This window comes from Collinsella sp. AM12-1 (assembly GCF_003472325.1).
Taxonomy (GTDB): Bacteria; Actinomycetota; Coriobacteriia; order Coriobacteriales; family Coriobacteriaceae; genus Collinsella.
In genome coordinates, this window is sequence record NZ_QRLS01000001.1 from 46,897 (window position 1) to 66,387 (window position 19,491).

At 58.3% G+C, this 19,491-nt stretch carries 16 protein-coding genes; 1 reads left to right on the plus strand and 15 read right to left on the minus strand.

Annotation, left to right across the window (positions count from 1 at the left end; all coding sequences use genetic code 11):
• Positions 1 to 79: 79 nt before the first annotated feature.
• Positions 80 to 1,117 (minus strand): hypothetical protein, encoded by a 1,038-nt coding sequence (locus tag DW136_RS00180; protein WP_117583355.1) that lies wholly within the window; start codon positions 1,115 to 1,117, stop codon positions 80 to 82.
• Positions 1,118 to 1,433: 316 nt separating this feature from the next.
• On the opposite strand from DW136_RS00180, the gene DW136_RS00185 reads away from it, so the two are divergent.
• Positions 1,434 to 2,780 carry an MATE family efflux transporter gene (locus tag DW136_RS00185; protein ID WP_117583356.1) on the plus strand — a complete coding sequence of 449 codons (1,347 nt, stop codon included), beginning with the start codon at positions 1,434 to 1,436 and terminating at the stop codon, positions 2,778 to 2,780.
• A 155-nt stretch (positions 2,781 to 2,935) separates the two neighbouring features.
• Here the strand turns inward: DW136_RS00185 and ligA are convergent, their stop codons facing one another.
• The 14 genes from ligA to kdpC form a co-directional block, all read right to left on the minus strand.
• Positions 2,936 to 5,164, minus strand: coding sequence for an NAD-dependent DNA ligase LigA (gene ligA / locus DW136_RS00190; RefSeq protein WP_117583357.1), 2,229 nt, complete (start codon positions 5,162 to 5,164; stop codon positions 2,936 to 2,938).
• A 248-nt stretch (positions 5,165 to 5,412) separates the two neighbouring features.
• Positions 5,413 to 6,876, minus strand: coding sequence for a S1C family serine protease (locus DW136_RS00195; RefSeq protein ID WP_117628959.1), 1,464 nt, complete (start codon positions 6,874 to 6,876; stop codon positions 5,413 to 5,415).
• A gap of 172 nt (positions 6,877 to 7,048) precedes the next feature.
• Positions 7,049 to 7,633, minus strand: a complete 585-nt coding sequence (locus DW136_RS00200; RefSeq protein WP_117628960.1) for a hypothetical protein — start codon at positions 7,631 to 7,633, stop codon at positions 7,049 to 7,051.
• A 3-nt stretch (positions 7,634 to 7,636) separates the two neighbouring features.
• Positions 7,637 to 7,993 (minus strand): hypothetical protein, encoded by a 357-nt coding sequence (locus tag DW136_RS09865; protein ID WP_117648531.1) that lies wholly within the window; start codon positions 7,991 to 7,993, stop codon positions 7,637 to 7,639.
• 8 nt (positions 7,994 to 8,001) lie between these two features.
• A complete protein-coding gene (locus DW136_RS00205; RefSeq protein WP_117583360.1) occupies positions 8,002 to 9,129 on the minus strand; it encodes a hypothetical protein in 1,128 nt (375 codons plus the stop codon).
• A gap of 184 nt (positions 9,130 to 9,313) precedes the next feature.
• Entirely contained in the window at positions 9,314 to 9,976 is a 663-nt protein-coding gene (locus DW136_RS00210; RefSeq protein WP_117583361.1) for a response regulator transcription factor, read from the minus strand.
• A 50-nt stretch (positions 9,977 to 10,026) separates the two neighbouring features.
• Positions 10,027 to 11,364 carry a glutamine synthetase family protein gene (locus tag DW136_RS00215; RefSeq protein ID WP_117583362.1) on the minus strand — a complete coding sequence of 446 codons (1,338 nt, stop codon included), beginning with the start codon at positions 11,362 to 11,364 and terminating at the stop codon, positions 10,027 to 10,029.
• A gap of 133 nt (positions 11,365 to 11,497) precedes the next feature.
• Positions 11,498 to 11,869 carry a DUF86 domain-containing protein gene (locus DW136_RS00220; RefSeq protein WP_117628961.1) on the minus strand — a complete coding sequence of 124 codons (372 nt, stop codon included), beginning with the start codon at positions 11,867 to 11,869 and terminating at the stop codon, positions 11,498 to 11,500.
• Complete coding sequence (locus DW136_RS00225; RefSeq protein WP_117583364.1) at positions 11,856 to 12,350, minus strand: type II toxin-antitoxin system RelB/DinJ family antitoxin; 495 nt, start codon at positions 12,348 to 12,350, stop codon at positions 11,856 to 11,858. Before DW136_RS00225 ends, DW136_RS00220 begins: the two co-directional genes overlap by 14 nt.
• A 42-nt stretch (positions 12,351 to 12,392) precedes the next feature.
• On the minus strand, positions 12,393 to 13,415 hold the full coding sequence (locus DW136_RS00230) for a LacI family DNA-binding transcriptional regulator (protein ID WP_158549297.1): 1,023 nt from the start codon (positions 13,413 to 13,415) through the stop codon (positions 12,393 to 12,395).
• Between the two features lie 124 nt (positions 13,416 to 13,539).
• Positions 13,540 to 14,232: a GntR family transcriptional regulator gene (locus DW136_RS00235; RefSeq protein WP_117583366.1), complete on the minus strand. Its 693-nt coding sequence runs from the start codon at positions 14,230 to 14,232 to the stop codon at positions 13,540 to 13,542.
• 541 nt (positions 14,233 to 14,773) lie between these two features.
• On the minus strand, positions 14,774 to 16,027 hold the full coding sequence (locus tag DW136_RS00240; protein ID WP_117583367.1) for an ATP-binding protein: 1,254 nt from the start codon (positions 16,025 to 16,027) through the stop codon (positions 14,774 to 14,776).
• A 663-nt stretch (positions 16,028 to 16,690) separates the two neighbouring features.
• Positions 16,691 to 18,640, minus strand: coding sequence for an NAD(P)/FAD-dependent oxidoreductase (locus tag DW136_RS00245; protein WP_117583368.1), 1,950 nt, complete (start codon positions 18,638 to 18,640; stop codon positions 16,691 to 16,693).
• Between the two features lie 248 nt (positions 18,641 to 18,888).
• Complete coding sequence (kdpC, locus tag DW136_RS00250) at positions 18,889 to 19,479, minus strand: potassium-transporting ATPase subunit KdpC (protein ID WP_117583369.1); 591 nt, start codon at positions 19,477 to 19,479, stop codon at positions 18,889 to 18,891.
• Positions 19,480 to 19,491 lie beyond the last annotated feature (12 nt).

Consider the following 19,491-nt stretch of genomic DNA (forward strand, 5'->3'; position numbering starts at 1 on the left):
TTCCCGATTTTGGCAAAAAACGTCGAATGTTGTGATGGTACGCCTACCCGCAGCGCCCCGCAGAAGGACCAAAGCGCCCCTAAAGACCGCTGTCCCAGTGCCGAATCACGAATTCTCGCAGGTCGTTCTGCCGCTTTTGGAACGCTTCGCTTCGGTCGCACTTAAGGCCTATCGCGAGTGCGATGGCGTTCATCGCCCGGTGCAATTGCAGCTGATGGGCAAACTGAGTCCCGGTGAGAACGATCATCCTAAAGCCCAGCGCGCTCAGCACGGTCATGCGCTCCGCATCCGACGCGCTGCGCTGTTTATCAAGATGGTCCGAACCGTTGTATTCAATCCCCGTACCGCTCGCAGGCGCATATACGTCGATCTCGAAAAACCCGGCCTTTGCGAGATACTTGAACTCGTTGGGAACATCGACCCGATGGTTGAGCTCAACCTTGACGTATCCTAGCCCGCCCTGGGAACGTTTTGCTACGACCATGATTGTGGTAGCCGTCTCCATGGGCGATCGCGCGCCATCGTGCACGCGCTTGAGCACGGCGGCCGCGCGTATGGCCCCCTGACGAGATCGGTTCTCATTGCAATAGGCAATCAAGTCGGCAACGGTATACCTCTGCCCCATCTCGATATAATCGCCTGTCGACAGATGATTCAGATGGTATCGGGCACAGATTTCGTAGCCATATTCCAACTGCTCGGGCTCGCTCATCCACGAACCCGCCTGGACAAAGCACATGACCTCATCAACCACCAGAAGGCCCTCTGCCACCTCGATAAGATGCCCTGGAGGTACCGGCGCCCCAAACACATGGCACCTAAATCCAGCCGGCGTCGAGCGCTCAAAATCGAAGTTGACGAGCGTATCGATATGATTGAGCTCTTCTCGTGGAATACCAAGCGAAACCAGATAGTCAGTAGCGATCCCAACTGCCGTCGAAGCCCTCAGCCCCTTGGCATCGAGTCCCAATTTGGGCAGGCTCGCGGTCGGCTCCGCCTCGTTAGCAAGCGAGTCCTCATCGTATAGACTGCTTGCTCGCGAGAGCGGCTCGGACGGGCGCGCCACGTTGTGGTACAGCCAGGCAGTCTTATGGGACAGGACGATCGGCAGGTCCATGAGCCCTCCAATGGAGTCGGATAACCAACCTTATTCCCCTGCCCACGGGTCCGCACACCTTCGTGCGCAAGAAAGCGATTCCACCCGGTCGAGTGGTAGAAAAACCATCACAACATTCGATGCTTTTCCCGTTTTTGGCAAAAAACGTCGAATGTTGTGATGGTTTGAGGCGAGGTGAGGGGCACGAAGAGGTCAAAGCATTGTGCTCGGAGCGTGACTTTTTCACCCCGATGCCAGCACAAACCTTGACTCTACAATCGTTGTAGGGTTTTCACTACACTGGTACGTAAACAAACCCAGCCAGAAAGCCCCGCCCATGGAACACGACCTCACACGCGGCAATGTCCTCAAGACCATCGCGGTCTTTGCCCTGCCCTATATGCTCTCGTACTTTTTGCAGATGCTCTACGGCATGGCCGATCTGTACATGATGGGGCAGTTTAGCGGCGCTGCCGGCATCACCGCCGTGGGCAATGGCGCGCAGACGCTCTATATCATTACCGTGGCGCTTGTGGGCCTGGCCATGGGAACGACGGTCATCGTCGGCCACGCCGTGGGTTCGCGCCGCTTTGACCGCGCCGAGGCTGCCATCGGCAACACCATCACGCTCTTTATGGGCGTCTCGGTGGTGCTGGCCGCTGTCCTGCTCGCACTGTGCCCGCAGATCGTGGCACTCATTGGCACGCCAGTCGAAGCGGTCGAAGGCACTGCCGCCTACCTGCGCATCTGCTTTGTCGGCATTCCGTTTATCGCCGCATACAACATCCTCTCGGCCATCTTTCGCGGCCTGGGCGATTCGCGCTCGCCCATGTACGTGATCGGCGTGGCATGCATCATCAACATCGCACTCGATTTTCTGTTTATCGGCCACATGGGACTCGGTCCCGTAGGCGCGGCACTCGGCACGGTAACCGCCCAGACGGCAAGCGTTGCCCTTGCGCTCGTGTGGCTCAAGAGCCGCCGCACGAACATTCACGTTAAGCGCAGCGACCTGCGTCCCCAGCCCGAGGTGCTCGGCAGCATTCTTAAGATCGGCGTGCCCGTGGCCGTACAGGACGGCTGCATCCAGGTGGCGTTTATGTTTATCACCGTCATCGCCAACCACCGAGGGCTCGTCGACGCCGCCGCCGTGGGCCTGGTCGAGAAGATGATCAGCTTTTTATTCATTGTGCCGAGTTCCATGGGCGCCACCGTCAGCGCACTCACGGCGCAAAACGCCGGCGCGGGCAAGGGCGACCGCGCGCGTCAGGTGCTCAAGGACGCCATGACGATCTCGGTAGTGTACGGCTGCCTGATCACGGTGCTGATGTGGCTGGTGGCGCCGGCGTTTATCGGCTTTTTTGCCAAGGACGCTGCAGTAGTCGCCGCCGGCACCGGCTATATGCGCAGCTACATTTTCGACGCGATTTTTGCCGGCATCCACATTTGCTTTAGCGGCTTTTTCGCTGCATACGGCAAGAGCTACATCGGCTTTGCGCACAACGTGCTGGCGGTGGCGCTCATTCGCGTGCCGGGCGCGTGGCTGCTGTCGAACGCCTATTCCGATACGTTGTTTCCCATGGGCATCGCTTCGCCGTGCGGGTCCATTCTGTCGGCGGTCATTTGCGTGATTGCATTTACCGTACTCAACCGCCGCGGGGCTTTTGACAAGTTGGTGGCGTAGCGGGGCAACGCGAGATTGCCCTGATCGATGACATCATCAGCGACGACCCGGCAACCTACGTGACGCAGATCACGGTGCCGGTTGCCCCAGCAAAGTAAGAACCGCCCGGAAGGCATCGTGCTTCCGGGCGGTTCTTCAATTTGGTTATCGACGCCTTAAGCCTCCGGCACCTGACCAGTCGCCAGGATCTGCTCGAGGGCGTCCTCGTCCAGCACGGGTACGCCCAGCTGCTCGGCTTTGGTGAGCTTGGAGCCCGCTTTGGGGCCGGCAACCAGATAGCTCGTCTTCTTGGACACGCTGCCCGAGACCTTGGCGCCGAGCACCTTGAGCGCCGCGCCTGCCTCGTCGCGGGTGCGGTTGACGAGCGTGCCGGTGAGCACGAAGGTCAGACCCGCGAGCGGTTGTGCATCGGCGAGCTCGCCCGCCACGCCCGCGTCGGCTGCGGCTTGTGCATGCGCGGCGCCCAAGTCGACCTCGAGCGACAGACCCGCCTGGCGCAAACGCTCCAGCACGGCAAGGTTTTCGGGCACGGCCAGGAACTGCTTGACGCTCGCCGCAATCTTGGGACCGATGCCCTCGCACTCGGCGATGTCCTCTTCACTCGCCAAGATGAGCTTATCAATCGACAGGAATCGCTCGGCGATGACCTCGCCCACGCTCTTGCCCACGTGGCGGATGCCCAGGGCAAACAGCACGCGACCGAGCGGCTGGCTCTTGGACTTGTTGAGCTCGGCGATGATTTTCTCGGCCGTCTTGAGGCCCACCGGGATGGGGTCGCCCTTCTTGACGCCCTTTTTGCTGTTGGAGCTAGCGTACACGCGCCCTGTGTCCAGGCCTGCGATGTCGTCGACCGTGAGCTGGTAGAAGTCCGCGACATCGTGGATCAGGCCGGCAGCGATCATCTTGTCGACGATCTCGTCGCCCAGGCCGTCGACGTCCATGCAGCCGCGGCTTACCCAGTGAAGCAGGCGCTCCTTGAGCTGTGCGGGACAGTCGATGGACACGCAGCGGTAGGCAACCTCGCCATCCTCGTGGACCACGGGGCTACCGCACACGGGGCAGACCTCGGGCATGTGCCAGTCGACCGAATCGGCCGGGCGTTTATCGAGCACCGGACCTACGACCTCGGGAATCACGTCGCCCGCCTTGTGCACGATGATAGTGTCGCCCTCGCGCACGTTTTTGCGACGGATCTCGTCGATGTTGTGCAGCGTGGCGCGCGCGATGGTGGAGCCGGCAACCGTCACCGGGTCGAACTCGGCGACCGGTGTGAGCACACCGGTGCGGCCCACCTGGATGCGAATCTCGCGCAGGACGGTCTGCTTTTCCTCGGGCGGGAACTTAAAGGCGATGGCCCAGCGCGGTGCGCGGGCGGTAAAGCCCAGGTCGAGCTGCTGCTGGAAGCTGTCGACCTTTACGACCACGCCGTCGATGTCGTAGTCCAGGTCACCGCGGTGTTCGAGCGCCTGGGCACAGAACTCGTGGACCTCGGCGGGTGTGGCACAGCGAGCCACGTTAGGGTTGACGCTAAAGCCGGCGCTACGCAGCCAATCGAGGAACTCGCGCTGGCTGTGGACGTGCAGCGGATCGGTATCGGCGATGGCATAGATAAAGGTAGCGAGATCGCGGCGCGCCGTGACCTTGGGGTCCTTTTGGCGCAGGCTGCCGGCGGCAGCGTTGCGCGGGTTGGCGAAGGGGTCGCGCCCCTCGGCATCGGCCTCGTCGTTCAGGCGCACAAAGCTGCCCTTGGGCATATAGACCTCGCCACGGACCTCGATGGTGCGCTCGCGGTCGGCGCCCATGTGGGCGAGCGCCGGCTCGGACAGGTGCATGGGCACATCCTTGATGGTACGGACGTTGAGCGACACGTCCTCGCCCGTGGTGCCATCGCCGCGTGTGGCTGCGCGTACGAAGGTGCCGTTTTGGTAGGTAAGCGCCACGCCCAGGCCGTCGATCTTAAGCTCGCAGGTATAGGTGACGCTGCCGGCACCGAGCGCATCCTCGGTGCGCTGGAGCCACGCGTCGAGTTCGTCCAGATCCATGGCATCGTCCATGGAATACATGCGCGCCATATGCGTGACCGGCGTAAACTGCTCGCTCACGTACCCGCCCACGCGCTGGGTATAGCTGTCGGGCGTCACCAGGTCGGGGTAGGTGGCCTCAATTTCCTGCAGCTCAACGAGCATCTTGTCAAAGGCGGCGTCCGTGATCTCGGGCGCATCGAGCATGTAGTAGCGATAGGCGTGGTAATCGAGCTCGTGGCGCAGCTCGGCCGCACGCGCTGCCGCCTGGGCACGGGCATCGGCCGGTACGGCGGTATCCGTGCTCGCGGGCGTTTCGGTATCGATGTCCACGCCGTCACCAAACAGGCTCGATTGCTCCATAGCGGCACTCCTTCGCTCGATTTCAAACGGATACTAGAGTACCACCGGTCGCAATGAGGCCGAATAGCGGTCTCGAACCGCACCGAATCGGCAGCCGCCAGACTGGGGTGGATCGCGCGATCAAACCATGCCCCTGTCAGTTCCAAATGATCCGTTTTCCTCCGTCCCCAACGGATCAATAAGAAAAAAGGGCTGTCCCACGTTGATGGGACAGCCCCCCCTGGCCTCGATATGTGCGAAACGGCTCGCTAGTAACCCTGACCGTAGCCTTGACCCTGGCCCTGCTGGCCCAGCAGCTCCTCCAGGTACTGGCGCAGTTGTTCGTCGGTAATACCGCCGTTGCCGGTGTCGGTCGCGCTGTCGTCCTGCTGCTGGTTCTGCAGCTCCTCGTCGGAGCCCAGCTCGACGGTAACCTTCTTCTCTTCCTTGCCGCGCATGAGCGTGATCTCGACCTTCTCGCCCACCTCGTGGCTGCGCAGCGCGATGATCAGGCCATCGGCGCTCGAAATCTCATCGTCGCCCAGCTTGGTAATGACATCGCCCTCTTGGATGCCGGCCTTGGCGGCAGGACCGTCCTCGACGACGCTTGCCACGTACGCGCCGCTATCGGTGCTCAGCTTGTTAGTGCGAGCATTGAGCGCGTTGACGCTCGAAAGCGTGGCGCCCAGGTACGGATGAACCGGCGTCTTGCCGTCGATGATCTGGTCGGCAATGTTCTTGGCATAGTTAACGGGAATGGCAAAGCCCACGCCCGAGCTGGAGCCCGAGTAGCTCTCGATGAGCGAGTTGATACCCACCAGCTCACCGTTGTCGTTAACGAGCGCGCCGCCGGAGTTGCCCGGGTTGATGGCGGCATCGGTCTGGATCATGTTGGCATAGATGGTGTTACCGTTGGTAGAGCTCATGGCCGTGGAGCGATACAGCGCCGACACGATACCCGTGGAGACAGACTGCTCGTTGCCGAACGGCGAGCCGATCGCCATGACCCACTCGCCCACGTTGAGCTTGGAAGAGTCGCCGATCTCGATCGGCGTGAGCTTAGAGGCGTCAGCATCCTTGAGCTTGATGACGGCTAGGTCGCTCGAAGCATCGTTGCCCACGAACTCGGCCTCGTAGGTGGTGCCGTCGTCCATGGTCACCACGTACTGGTCATAGCCATCGACCACGTGGTTGTTGGTGAGGATGTGGCCCTCGGTATCGAGCACAACGCCCGAACCGACGCTGCCCGAGCCGTCCGACTCGTCGGCAGACTGCGAAAGCGAGCCATTCTGGCCGCCGCTCGAAGTGGCGGTAATGGAAACCACGGAGGGCAGCGCCTTGGCAGAGACGGCCTCGGCCAGCGTGGTGTCCTCGGAGTCGATCGTAATCTTTTGCGTCGATGAACCCGAAGCACCCGCCGTCACGGCATTCTTTCCGCTGCCAATGTTGAGCGTGCCACTCATAATGAGCGCAATGACCAGCAGGGCGCCGCATGCACAGCCGGCGAGCGCCGTAATAAAGATCGGCAGCTTTTTGGTCTTAGTCTTGACCACGGTGTGCTTGTTTACAACCTGCTGGCTGCCCAGCGGCTTTCCGGTCTGCGTGTCGTAGGCCTGCACGTAAGGAATGTTACTGCCATCGGCAGGCGTCGACTCCACCTGCACGCGCGGCTGCTGCTGGGTCTCGCCGGCGTTGCCCGCATCCTGGGGACGCTGGGAATCGTACTCGCTCATAGCTGCGATCCTTTCGTCAAATAACCAAAGGCCCGCCAAACATGTGGCGGGCCATCATTGTTCACGTTGAGTTGTACCCCAAGCTGGGCAGTCCCGAGCACTAGATGCCAAGATTTCAGCTTTGCTTAAGTAATGACATGCTTATAGGCCAATTCGTTTTATGCCGTCATGTCTATTCGATATAACAGTCGATAGCAAAGCTATATGTTGAATCGTTAATGAAGTCCGTAATCGTCGCGCCCATGCCTGATCCGCACGTCCACTTATCCTTCTCCGCGTCGTATGGCGTTGGCCCCCACCCCGTTTCATATGATGCTTCGCCTTCTGCGAAGTAGTTCATCACATATTTATCTTTCTGCATGAGCGCATACCAAGCGTTTGCATACATCACAAGCGGATCGATTTGGACTATCGAGTACTTTCCGGAACGAATCTCAATTTCTGTTTTATCGTTATAATAAGCGACTGTGAGCTCAATCTTGGCAAGCAGCGGCAACGTTTCATCTGATTCCCTCTGGATTGTTATGACATCACCGGCCATAGCGTCGGCAGACACAGTTTTGCTCTCTGGCGTGAAAATAGTCTCTCTGCTTCTTGTTCGCGTTTTTTCATTGCCATTTTCATCTCTGACCACCGTGTCGACCACGAGCGTCAATCGCTTCTGAGCGTCCGGCAACTCCACGGCTTCTGCCATCCCGGCTCGCATCAAAATAGGAGCCCCCGCCATCAGACCTAAGAACTGCTTTCTATCAATCATTCTTCATTCCCCTTGTCTACTTGATTTGACTTTCTCAGCTGAATGGGGATACAGAACAGTCCCGTCAAGTTCCTTATCTTCCACAAAAACTAGAATCCATTTATCACCTGCTTTCAACCCTGAGACATATCCGGAACTTGACTTACGGCGCATATCGATTCTCTTACGGCAACCACTTGGCATAAGCGCCTCAAATTGCCCGTTATGAACATCCGATAGAGCGCGCACCTCGACTGCAACAACCGTGTCGTTTTCTCCCCCATTAGTCGCCCTTAACAGAAAGAAGCTCGCTGCGGTGAGCAAAGCAAAGGAAAGCACCAATAGGAGCATTGCCCTTCGAATGAACTTGTCGCCGTTCACGAGTACAATCAACCCTTGCAATATGTGCCATCGTGAGACGTGTAAATTGATACGTCATATGGAAGAAACTGTAGCTGGTTTGTCCATCCATTCCAAACAACAAGCAGGTACTTCTTGGCATTCGAGTATGTGTTATGCATTGCCACGTAGCCCACAACTGCCATTGCGTGCCCGCTGCCATTTGACCGGAGCCTTCCAGAGAAAATACTCAGATTCCCCGAGTCGGTATTCACCCTAAAGGAATCCCATGACGGATACCAAACGAATGACGTCTCAAGCTCCTTGCCTCGTCTTGCACAAAACTCCTTTAAGGCCGGAGCGGGTTTATCAGGAGAAGTCTTGCCTTGAGTAAAGTACAGACCAGTCGCTTGATCATATTTCTTTTCTTCTTCTTCCCATGTCCCCGACAGCCTCCAAAGCTCCGAGTATAAATCGGACAATTTAAGGCGGTTCAAAGTCACATAGTGACTGCTAACTGCAAACATTGCCGAAACAGCGCAAGCATAAGTCCCCGTTTCTTTGATAACTTCTGTTTGCGTTGGCGTTATTATTCCCGAAACCGTTTTGCTCGCATCAACAACATATCCCTGTTTATACAAATCCTTGGCAGATACAAAAACGTCATCGAAATGTTCCGGCGATCCGCTGCGATTGCCTCCCGAGGACAATTTATTTGGTACTTTTTTTCCACTTGCGTCTAAAACAATGTTTTTATCTAAGTCGGCAACGCCAACAGTTAGCTCGTCAATCTTTAACGCAACGACGTTATCCGAGGATGCGAGGAGTGCAATTTCTTCGCTTGCACTCTCGATAGGTAAAAGAGCGTTCGGAGCCAAGCAGTATTCGCTGATCCACCAAGATCGCTCTGAATCAAATACGACGTAGCCATAGTTAACGTCATCCCGCTTCGCACGAACGATATACCCGATTGATTCCCCATCGGAATTCACCATTTTTACTGGGTCACAAGCGGTCACCGGCTCATCCGATACATCATCAAAGAAAGCCTGCGCTTGCTCCACAGCTATTTGCGGTGTGACACGGACCAAGTCGTCGTCTCCAAAAACCAACCTTGGAGACATCAGGGCGGCAAGCAACACTATGAATCCGACAATCACCTTTCTCGAATAACGCATTTCTTCCTCCATCCGTGTAGTAGGGAGATACGGTAACTAAATGATATTCTCTAGATAGTGTTATACGTTTGATATTGTTTTTACTGACACACTTTTAATCGGTGAAAGGTCTTCTTTTCGCCCTAAACGAGAAAAGGGTACTGGAGAAATCTCCGGTACCCTCACATTGCCCTCTATTTACTTGCTAGTCCTTAAACAGATAGCCCACGCCGCGGACGGTGGTGATGTGCGCCGCGATCTGCGGGCCCACCTTGGAGCGGATGCGTCGGATATGCACGTCGACGGTGCGCGTACCGCCGCAGTACTCAAAGCCCCACACGCGGTGCAGCAGTACCTCGCGGCTGTAGGCGCGGTTGGGATGCGTCGCCAAAAAACTCAGCAGCGAGTACTCCATCAGCGTCAGGTCAATGGGCTCGCTATCGAGTGTCACCTGGTAGGTGGCCAGGTTGATCTCAAGGTTATCGATGTTGAGCACATCATCGGAGGCGACGGGCTCCTCCTCGCCCATCAGACGCTGTGCACGAGCCTTGAGCTCGTTGGGCGTCGCCGTGGGACATACAAAGTCGGCATGCGCATGATTCGGCAGGCGCAGGGTGCCGAGCGCCTCGTCGTCGACGATCACCAGCATGGGAACACCGCCGCGATCGTCGAGCCACTTGGCAATCTGATCGATGCGGTCGCTGCGGATGCCATCGGAATCGAGGATCAGCAGGTCAAAGTCGTGCGCCGCAGTTGGCGAATCGGGGGTGGCCAGACTCACCTCGACACCCAGGGTGGTCGTCAAGCTGCGGGCAAACTCGTGGAAGCGCGTCGTGCGCGCCATGAACAGGGCACTCTTTTCGGACATATCGGCCTCCAAAGAAATGAGCTCAATCGTACTGGGACAAGCCAGCGCGATTAGGAGTTCGCCAGGTAGTGCTTGATCTCCCATTCGGTGATCGTGGACTCAAACTTATGCCACTCGTCGCGCTTCTTTTTGAGGAAGAAGCTATGGATGTGCTCGCCGAGGGCATCCTTCATAAACTGCGAGTCCTCAAACACGTCGAGCGCCTCTTTGAGCGAGCGCGGCAGCGGCGCGTAACCGGCCTCGAGCATCTGACGGCCGGTGAGCTTGAGCGTCTCGGCCGTTGCCTCGGGCGGGAGCTCCAGCTTGCGCTCGATGCCGTCGAGACCAGCCGCCAGCGTGACGGCGTTGACCAGATACGGGTTAGCCATGGGATCGGGGCTGCGAAGCTCAATGCGTGTGGAAAGCTGCTTGCCGGGCTTGTAGACCGGGATGCGGATCATGCTTGCGCGGTTGCGCAGGCCCCACGTGGCGTACTGCGGCACGGAGTCGCCGCCCGTGGTGATGCGCTTGTACGAATTGACCGTGGGGTTGGTGATGGCGCTAATCTCGCGCGCGTGCGCCAAGATACCGGCCATATAGTGCTTGGCGACGTCGGAGAGATGGTACTTCTCGTCGCCCTCGCCCCAAAAGACGTTGTTGCCGTCATGGTCGAACAGCGACTGATGCAAAAACATGGCGCTGCCGTCCTCGCCCGCCAGCGGCTTGGGCATAAAGGAGGCGTGGCAGCCGCTCTCGTAAGCCTGCTGCTTAATGATGAGCTTGGCCGTGGTAATGGCGTCGGACATGCTCAGGGCCTCGGCGTGGCGCAGGCTCATGCCGTGCTGTGAGCGACCGGCGGCGTGGAAGGTGTACTCCACGGGCACGGACATCTTCTCGAGCGTGAGGACCGTGTTACGACGCAGGTCGCGAGCGGCATCGCTCACCGAAAGATCGAAGTAGCCCACGTTGTCGAGCGGCTCGGGCGTGTGCTCGTCGGGGAAGTAGTAATACTCCAGCTCAGCGCCCACGTTGAGCAGATAGCCAGCCTTCTCGGCCTTGCGGAACATGCGGCGCAGGGCATCGCGCGGGTCGCCGGCAAACGGCTTGCGATCGGGAGTGCACACGTCGCAGAACACGCGGGCGACGCCGTTGTGGCTCGGGCGCCACGGCAGAATCTGGAAGGTCGAGGCATCGGGGAACGCCAGCATATCGGCTTCCTCGGGCGTGGCAAAGCCCTCGATGGCCGAGCCGTCAAAGCCAATGCCCTCCTCAAATGCGACCTCGAGGTCCTCGGGGCTAATAGCAAAGTTTTTGAGGCGGCCGAGAATGTCGACAAACCACAGACGCACAAAGCGGATATCACGCTGCTCTACGGAGCGGAGTACGTAATCGATGTTCTGCTGGTTCATGTCGCTCCCCTTTCTTTCGGGCGGGTTTCGACTGGTCTATATCGCAGATACTATCGCAGAAAAATGTTTCCGCAGGGTTAAAGCGTATCAAGCGCTCAAAAAACGTGTGTGAACAGGCTGGTATGACAAGTGATTATCGCTCGGATTCGGAAACAATTTGCCTACACGCTCGTTCCAGCGCCGGAAACTCCATCGTCACCGCATCCCAAACAACCGATCGGTCGACATTGCCGTAATCATGCGCGAGGTAATTTCTCATGCCGATAATTCCACGCCACTCAATTTCGGGATGAAGCCGCTGCGAGCGTTCCGACAACTTGCCCGCTTCTTCCGTCACCCTAAGCGCGCACATCAAAAGGGAGTCCGCCAACGCCCTCGTCCGCACGTCATTCGCATGCAGAAACTGGTCCTCGGTGATATCAAAAGCCTTGATGCGCTCGTTCGTTTCAGCGATGGCCTCCAAGACCTCTTGGGCGCGGAGGCCGTCTGACTTACGCGCGATCATAAAGGATCACTCCTTCGCGCTCGATTACCGCGGCAAGATCGTCATCAAGATAATCGCTCGAGACAAGGTCCACCTGCCTTCCGGTTTCCTTGCGCACTGCCTCGCCAAACGCCGACAACGCAAAAAGACCAAAGCCCTGCTCGCGATCGACTTCGAGGCGCAAGTCGATATCACTATCTGCACGCGCCTCGCCACGGGCATACGATCCAAATAGGATCACGGTTTTGATGGCGGGAATCGGGCTGGCTGCCTCGCGGACGGCGGACTCAATCTGAGCGGTATCCAAAATGCCCGCTGCGGCGCTTTCGCTCGCAGAGCTTTTACCGAGTGAAGGCACAAACGGCAGCGAGCGCTCGCGCAACATCTGCCTCATGAACATATTGACCGCAACGGACGAAGTCATGCCGAGTTCTTCGCACAGCTCGGCAAATGAATCTTTAATTGACGAGTCCACTCGAACACTCAGCACAGACGCAGCCATGGATACCTCCTGTATGACATTGTCTATATAATATCACACAGACTAGCGCGAGGTCGAAGCGCGGTGTTCGATGTGACCGGGGATCTCGATGCGCTTGGGGGCGAGCTTTGCGGCGTCGCCCACCGTAGTGGTAACGACGTCGATGCGCTCGGACAGACGCTCGATTACGCGCTCGGCGATGGTGTGGGTGTCTTGCGCGGCCGTGGTCACACCGCCAAAGAGCACGTGGTTCCAGGGGTAATCGTCAAACGTTGCGATCTTAAGGCCCGCCGGCAGCGAGGGACCCAGCTGCGCCAGTGCCTCGGTCAGGCGCAGGAAGACCAGGCCGTTGACGGCAATGAGGCCGAGCTTTTTACCCGCATAGCCGCGGATGGTCTCGTCCAGGCGACTGACACCCTCGGCACCACCGTCCGCCAAGGTGACGACCTCGCCGGCCAGGCCGCGGCGCGAGAGCTCGTCGGCAAACGCCTCAGCGCGCTCACGACGCACGGGGCTGTCATCGCTTGCCTCGGTAAGCAGGCACAGACGCTCGCTGCCCGCAGCAGCCAAGGCGTCTACCAGGCCGGCGACCAGCTCACGGTTGTTAGATGTCACCAGATCGATGCCGCCATCGGCAACATCGCGGTCGAGCAGCACAACGGGTAGGCGTCCCGCTGCCGCGGCGATCGCCTCGTCATTGCCTCCGCAGGTGTTGACGACCAGGCCGTCCACGCCGGCATCGATAAGTCTGGTGAGCGACTCCGCTTCCTTGGCGGGGTCGTTGCCGCTAATGGCCGTCATGAGCGAGCAGCCGCGCGCGGCGGCGCTGGCGGAAAGCCCTTCGAGCATGGCGCTGGAGAACGGGTTGGCGATGTCGGCCAAGATTACGCCGATGAGGTTGGCGCGCGAGCTGCGCAGATTGCGTGCGGCGGCACGTGGGCGATAGCCGGTGCGCTCGATAACCGCCGCGATGCGGGCGCGGGTCTCCTCGGTCATCTGCCCGGGGCGGTTATTGAGATAGCGCGAGACCGTGGCCGGGCTCACGCCCGCCTCGGCGGCAATGTCCTTAATCCTCATCTGCGCCATAGCGCACCCCGTTTCCCAATTGTCAGCAATCTGAGCCATTTTAGGCATTTTTTAAAAATCTCGGTTGCAAAACGCTGTAGGTGAGCAGCATCGTTTTTGTGTCTCGAGCAGATGCGGCGATGGGCTAGATTGACGAGTCTTTCGACAGCTCAAAGTAGTCGGGATGCAAGGCGATAACCGGGCCCTGTTCCTCGGGCATCAGATGCAGGTGCGTCTCTGCCAGGTAGCTCGCCGCGTCGGTATCGCCCTTCTTAATGGCCTCGAGAATTCGGCGATGCTGCCGACGAATCGGCTCCCAATCCAGATCCTGCGACACCATACGCAACCAGTTGTATCGCTCAAAATGTGTGTTGACGCTCTTCATCCAATCCCACAACATGTGGCGGCCGGCAATCTCAAAACACGTCTCATGGAACAGGTTGTCCAGATCGAAAAAGCGACGCGTTTCGCTATGGTCGAGCGACTCGGACTCGGCAAGAATCCGCTCGAGCCGCTGCTTTTGCTCGGGCGTGACGGCAGAGCAGCATTTAATGAGCACGCTTCTCTCGAGTTTCTCGCGCAAGAAACAGGCGTTCTCGGCGCGCTCCATGCTGATTTTTGAGACATAGGTGCCGCTTTTGGGACGCGTTTCCACCAGCTCCTGCTCACGCAAGCGCACAAAAGACTCGCGAATGGGCGTGCGCCCGATTCCCGTCTCCTTTTCCAGACCAATCGCCGAAAGGCGCGTGCCGGGCTTGAGCTCGGCATAGATGATCTTGGAGCGCAATGCGTTGTATGCCTGATCTTGCAGGCTCTGATTATGCTGGTGTTGTTCCATAAAGCCCTCGGATGAAGCTCACGGTTTGTCGAATTTCACCACGTAATACTATCGCATCGACACGCCCCAGCTCCCAATCAGTCTTTTTGGGACGGGGCTCTTTTAGCTACCCTGGCCCGCAGATCGGCCCCCCTTGCCACAAAAGTGGCCCATCTATTACGTTAACACGGATAGCCTCGGCCATACCGAAAACCGTGAAAACAAAACCGCAGGTAGACAGCTTGTCGATTTTCGAAAAAACCGACTATGGTTGACCCCTGCGGCTTAAACGTAGTAGATAGGCCCTTTTCGTGGCGCAGCACTACTGCACCCCAAATTGGCACCCCGAGCCTGTTATAAGTTGCTGTGAAATACGGACGGTTGATAATCAAGGGTTGAAAATCAAGGCGCGCTATACGGCTTGCTATATCTCACTATACTTTGCTGTACGTCGCTGTACTTTGCTATAACTTGACAATAATCGGCCCATTACCATCCGGGATATAACGGACCCCAAGCCAACGCTGGCTTGGGGTCCGTCTTGTACCATGGCTCTTTTGGACTATGAGCGCTCGTATTTCGTGGCCCGCCCGGTTCCCTGCCTTACGATTGCATTCCGTTCAAGCAGAGATTCGAGTGCCGCCAACGTCCGCATGCGGCTCAGCCCCGTCTGTTTTTCAATCTCGCTTCGCGACATAATTCGCCCGCCCGACAAGGCCTTGAGAACCTGGACCTCTTCCTCGGACCCTTCAAAGGCATCGGTAACGGGCAATGTGACGGCCACCATGCCGCCGCGAACATCAAAAATTGGTTGATTGATCGAATCGCGATAGGCACGTCTAATGCGCGCAATTCCCGTACCAAATTTCTCGATGTAATCCAGCTTTAAGAAGGCCTCTGCAACGATGGGGTTTCTGAGCACGGATATCTGCCCATACAGGTATTGTTCCGTCGTCAAACCGGCGGGCAGCGATCCGGGGGAGGTCACAACGACGCGATCATCGTACAGGGCAATTTGAACGTTCGCTCGAACGTCCCACGTCCGATGCACTAAAGCGTTTGCAACAGCTTCGCGGAATGCCTCAAGAGGAATTCGATCGGTTTGGACGCGCTCCATCCCTTCGATACGCTCATAACGGTAGTAGCGTGCAAACATAGCCACCGCCCTGTCCGCCTGCTCAATTGCGGATACATTTGTCGCCGCCTCGCGATCCAAGATCACATCCTCGGTATCGCCAAAACGGACGCAGTCGATGCCTGGAAAATCATTCTTATCCGCTAAAATCGCCGCGGCATTGGTATAGCCATCCTTGCCGAGCAAGCGGAGCGTACGCAAGATATCCGACGTTAGCTCGGAAATGCCGAGGTGTTCAACACACTTATGCTCGAGCGTATGAAAGCTCAAGTCCTGGCGAGCCGACGTGAGCGCGTCGAACGTTACGTTGCTGCCTTCGAGCGTCAGCCTGCCATACTCAAACCGGTCGACCTCCACCGTTGCCGAATCGTTTCGCCTGTAGGCCTTTCCCTTGCTTCGATAGGGTTTGTCCTGTCCCTCATAAACCGTAAGGATTACGGTCCCGTGTTTCTCATCGGGCTCGAGCGTGTAACGGGGAGCGGGGTCCAAGCTGTCATTAATCATGTTCTCGATGCGGAGACACTCTGCGACCGGATCTGCAAGGCCGACAACCACGCCCTCGTCATCAACGCCAAACTCAATCTTGCCCGTCCCATAGTTTGCATAGGCGCTCACCGTTTTAAGAAACGTCGGCGTAACGCTTTCCTTGTATTCGACTGTAGGGCTCTCTCTAACAACCATATGCACAACCCCCTCGTTTCGTACCATTCATAACCGTATTATAAGACGAAAACCGTTTGCGTACTGATTTATATAAGACGCAAACTGTTTTCGTCTTGATTTGCGTACGGAATTAAGACGCATAATTTCGCTTTCGTATGGCTCAATACCGGACGCAGACTGTTTTCGTCTGTCAATACGTCTGAAATCCAAACGAAAAGAGCCCCGAGCTCGTATGAACTCGGGGCTCTTTGTGCCGCACATCTATGAGAGGAAAAATTCGATGCGTACGGGCGCTACCCCATGAAGCCGCCCTGGGATGGCGGCAACCTCGCCGTTACCCGTCTGATGGGTGTGCTCAAGGCATCCGTTCCCCTCTTTATCGACGTAACGGGCAAAAAAGTTCGTCGAGGAGACCATCCGCACGCACCACGGTGTGGCCGACGCCATTGAGACGCGCAACCCCACCGCCGCTCACGATGCGATGTATCTGCACCTGGTCTACAACCGCAATATGATTGCGGAAGGCACACAAACAAAAGGCATTTAAGGCTCGACAATAATCTTTCTTTGATAAAACGCAGGCAGCGAGCGCTTGCGTTTTATCAAATGGTGCAATGGGGTCAGGTTTACATGCATCAACTTAGCGCAAAGTAACCTGGCCCCCACGCAACAAAGGGTTAACTAGAGCTCACAGGCAACCTTGTAGCCATCGCCGATGGCGTCGCGAATGTTACCGCACTTGTTGGCATCGCCCAGCACGTGGGTGGCAACACCGGCTGCAGCCAGGTCGTCTGCCAGCTTGGTATTGGGACGATAGCCCATGGCAAGCACCAGCGTATCGGCACCGGTGATGGTGTGGACCTCGCCGTCCTTCTCGTAGCTGATAGCATCCTCGGTAATCTCGGTCACCTTGGCCTCAGTCAGCACGTGGACACCCTTGGAGAGCATGCGCGTGATGAGCACCGCGCGGCCGGCACCGCCCTCGTTGGCGGCGAGCGTCTTGGTCATCTCGATGACGGTGACATCGCGATTGGCCGGCGACAGGTCGTTGACCAACGGGGCCAGGTAATCGGCCGTCTCGCAGCCGACGGTGCCGCCGCCCACGATGACGATCTTCTTGCCCGGAAAAGCCTTGCCGCCCAACAGGTCGTCAGCCGTCATAACCTGCTTAAAGCCCTGCATGAAGGCCGGAGCGATGGGCTCGGCGCCATAAGCTAGGACGACCTCGTAGCCGGCGTAGTCACGCTGAATGTCCTCGGCAGTAAGCTCAGTGCCAAATACGCACGTGACGCCGGCCTCGGCCAGGCGACGGTACTGGTACTTGATCACACGAGTGAGCTCCTGCTTTGCCGGCGGAACGGCCGCGATGCGCATCTCGCCGCCCGGTTCGTCCTGCTTATCCACGAGCACCACGTTATGGCCGCGCTTGGCGGCAATGTAGGCCGCCTCCATGCCAGCGGGACCGGCGCCCACGACGAGCACGTTCTTGGCCTCGGCGGCAGGCTCGTAGCCGGCCTCGTCGCGCTCGACGTCCGGGTTGACGGTGCAGGAGATGCGCTTGCCAAACATGATGCCGTTCAGGCAGCGCAGGCAGCCGATGCAGGGACGGATCTCGTCGGCGTTGCCGGCAGCCGCCTTATTGCAGAACTCGGCATCGCACAGATTGGCGCGGCCCATCATGCAGATGTCGGCGGCGCCGTCCTCGATCAGCTCCTCGGCGATCCAGGCCTCGTTGATGCGGCCGACCGTGGCAACGGGAATGTTGACGTGCTTCTTAATCTCGCGCGAGCAGGCGGCATGCGAGGCCTGCTGCGTACCGGCGGCGGGAATTGCGGAGCCACGCTTGATGGTGGTGCCGCCCGACACATGAATCATGTCGACGCCGGCCTTCTCCAGGCGACGCGAGACGTAGATCATGTCGTTGAGGGTCAGGCCGCCATCGGTGTACTCGTCGCCCGAGATACGGACGTCGATAATGAAGTCCTTGCCGCAGCGCTCGCGAATCTCGGCGATGACCTCGAGCAGGAAGCGCATGCGGGCGTCGAGCGAGCCGCCGTACTCGTCGGTACGCTTGTTGTAGAGCGGAGTCAAAAAGCCGCCGAGCATACCGTGGGCGTGCGCCGCATGGACCTCGACGCCATCGACGCCGGCCTTCTGCATACGCACGGCAGCGTCGCCGAACTGATGCGTGAGCTCGTGGATCTCGTCAACCGTGATGGGACGCGGTGCCTCGCGGGCATAGGACGGGCCCACAAAGGACGGGGCGATCAGGCGCGGCGTGCCTGGAATGTTAAAGGCCATGTAGGCGGGGTGGAAGAGCTGCGGCATGATCTTGCAGCCGTACTCGTGGACGGCCGCGGCGAGCTTTTCCCAGCCGGGGATAAACGTGTCGTCGTAGCAGCACATGTCACCCGGCAGATAGGTATAGGTGGGCTCGACCGTCACGACCTCGGTGATGATGAGGCCCACGCCGCCCTTGGCGCGGGCGCGGTAATGATCGACCAAGTCGTCGGTCACATAGCCATGATCGGCCAGGTTGGTTGACACTGGCGGCATAAAGACGCGGTTCTTGACCTCGGTCGTACCGACCTTGATCGGGCTAAAGAGCATTGGATAGGCAGAAGACTCCATGCAGGCTTCCTTTCGTTTGAGCCGCTCGGCGGCAGTTACTAACGTACTTATCGTATCAGTATCCGCCGCATTCGCACTCGCTCGCACTCCCCACCTTCAATCCCGACCCTCACAAAAAAGTTGCGGTGGAATACGGAGTAGATGAGACTTTTGACAGCCAAAACAGTCCGTATTTCACCGCAACCGATGGGCGGGGTGGAATTGAGGGCTCAGATAGTCAGTCATGCCCTCATCCGCCACTCCCTCACTTACAGCGCGCCGTCCAGCATAAGGTTCACCTTGAGCACGTTAACCGTGGGCTCGCCGAACACGCCGAGGAAACGGCCCTTGGTGCACTGGGCGATGATCTCGCGCACCTCGTCTTCGCTCTTGCCCGTGGCCTTGGCAAGGCGCGGGACCTGGTACTCGGCGGCATCCGGAGAGATCTCCGGGTCGAGGCCGGACCCCGAACACGTCACCAGGTCGACGGGCACAGCGTCCATATCGGCATCGGAGTTGGCGGCGCGAATCTTCTTCACGCGCGCATCCACAAGCTGCCGATACTTCTCACTCGCCGGGGACAGGTTGGACGGGGCACCATACGCCATGAGCTCGCCGTCTTCGCCTTCGACAATTGACACGTTCTGGATACGACCCCACATGTGGGCTTCGTCATCGAAGTTCTGGCCGATGAGCTCGGAACCCACAACCTTGCCGTCGACCGTAATAAGCGATCCGTTCGCCTGGTACGGAAACGCAAGCTGCACGACGCCGGTCACCACGAGCGTGTATCCCAGGCCGCAGACGATGGTAAACAGCGCGAACACGCCAAGTGCGCGCGATGCGATACCTTTGAACATACAAACCTCCGT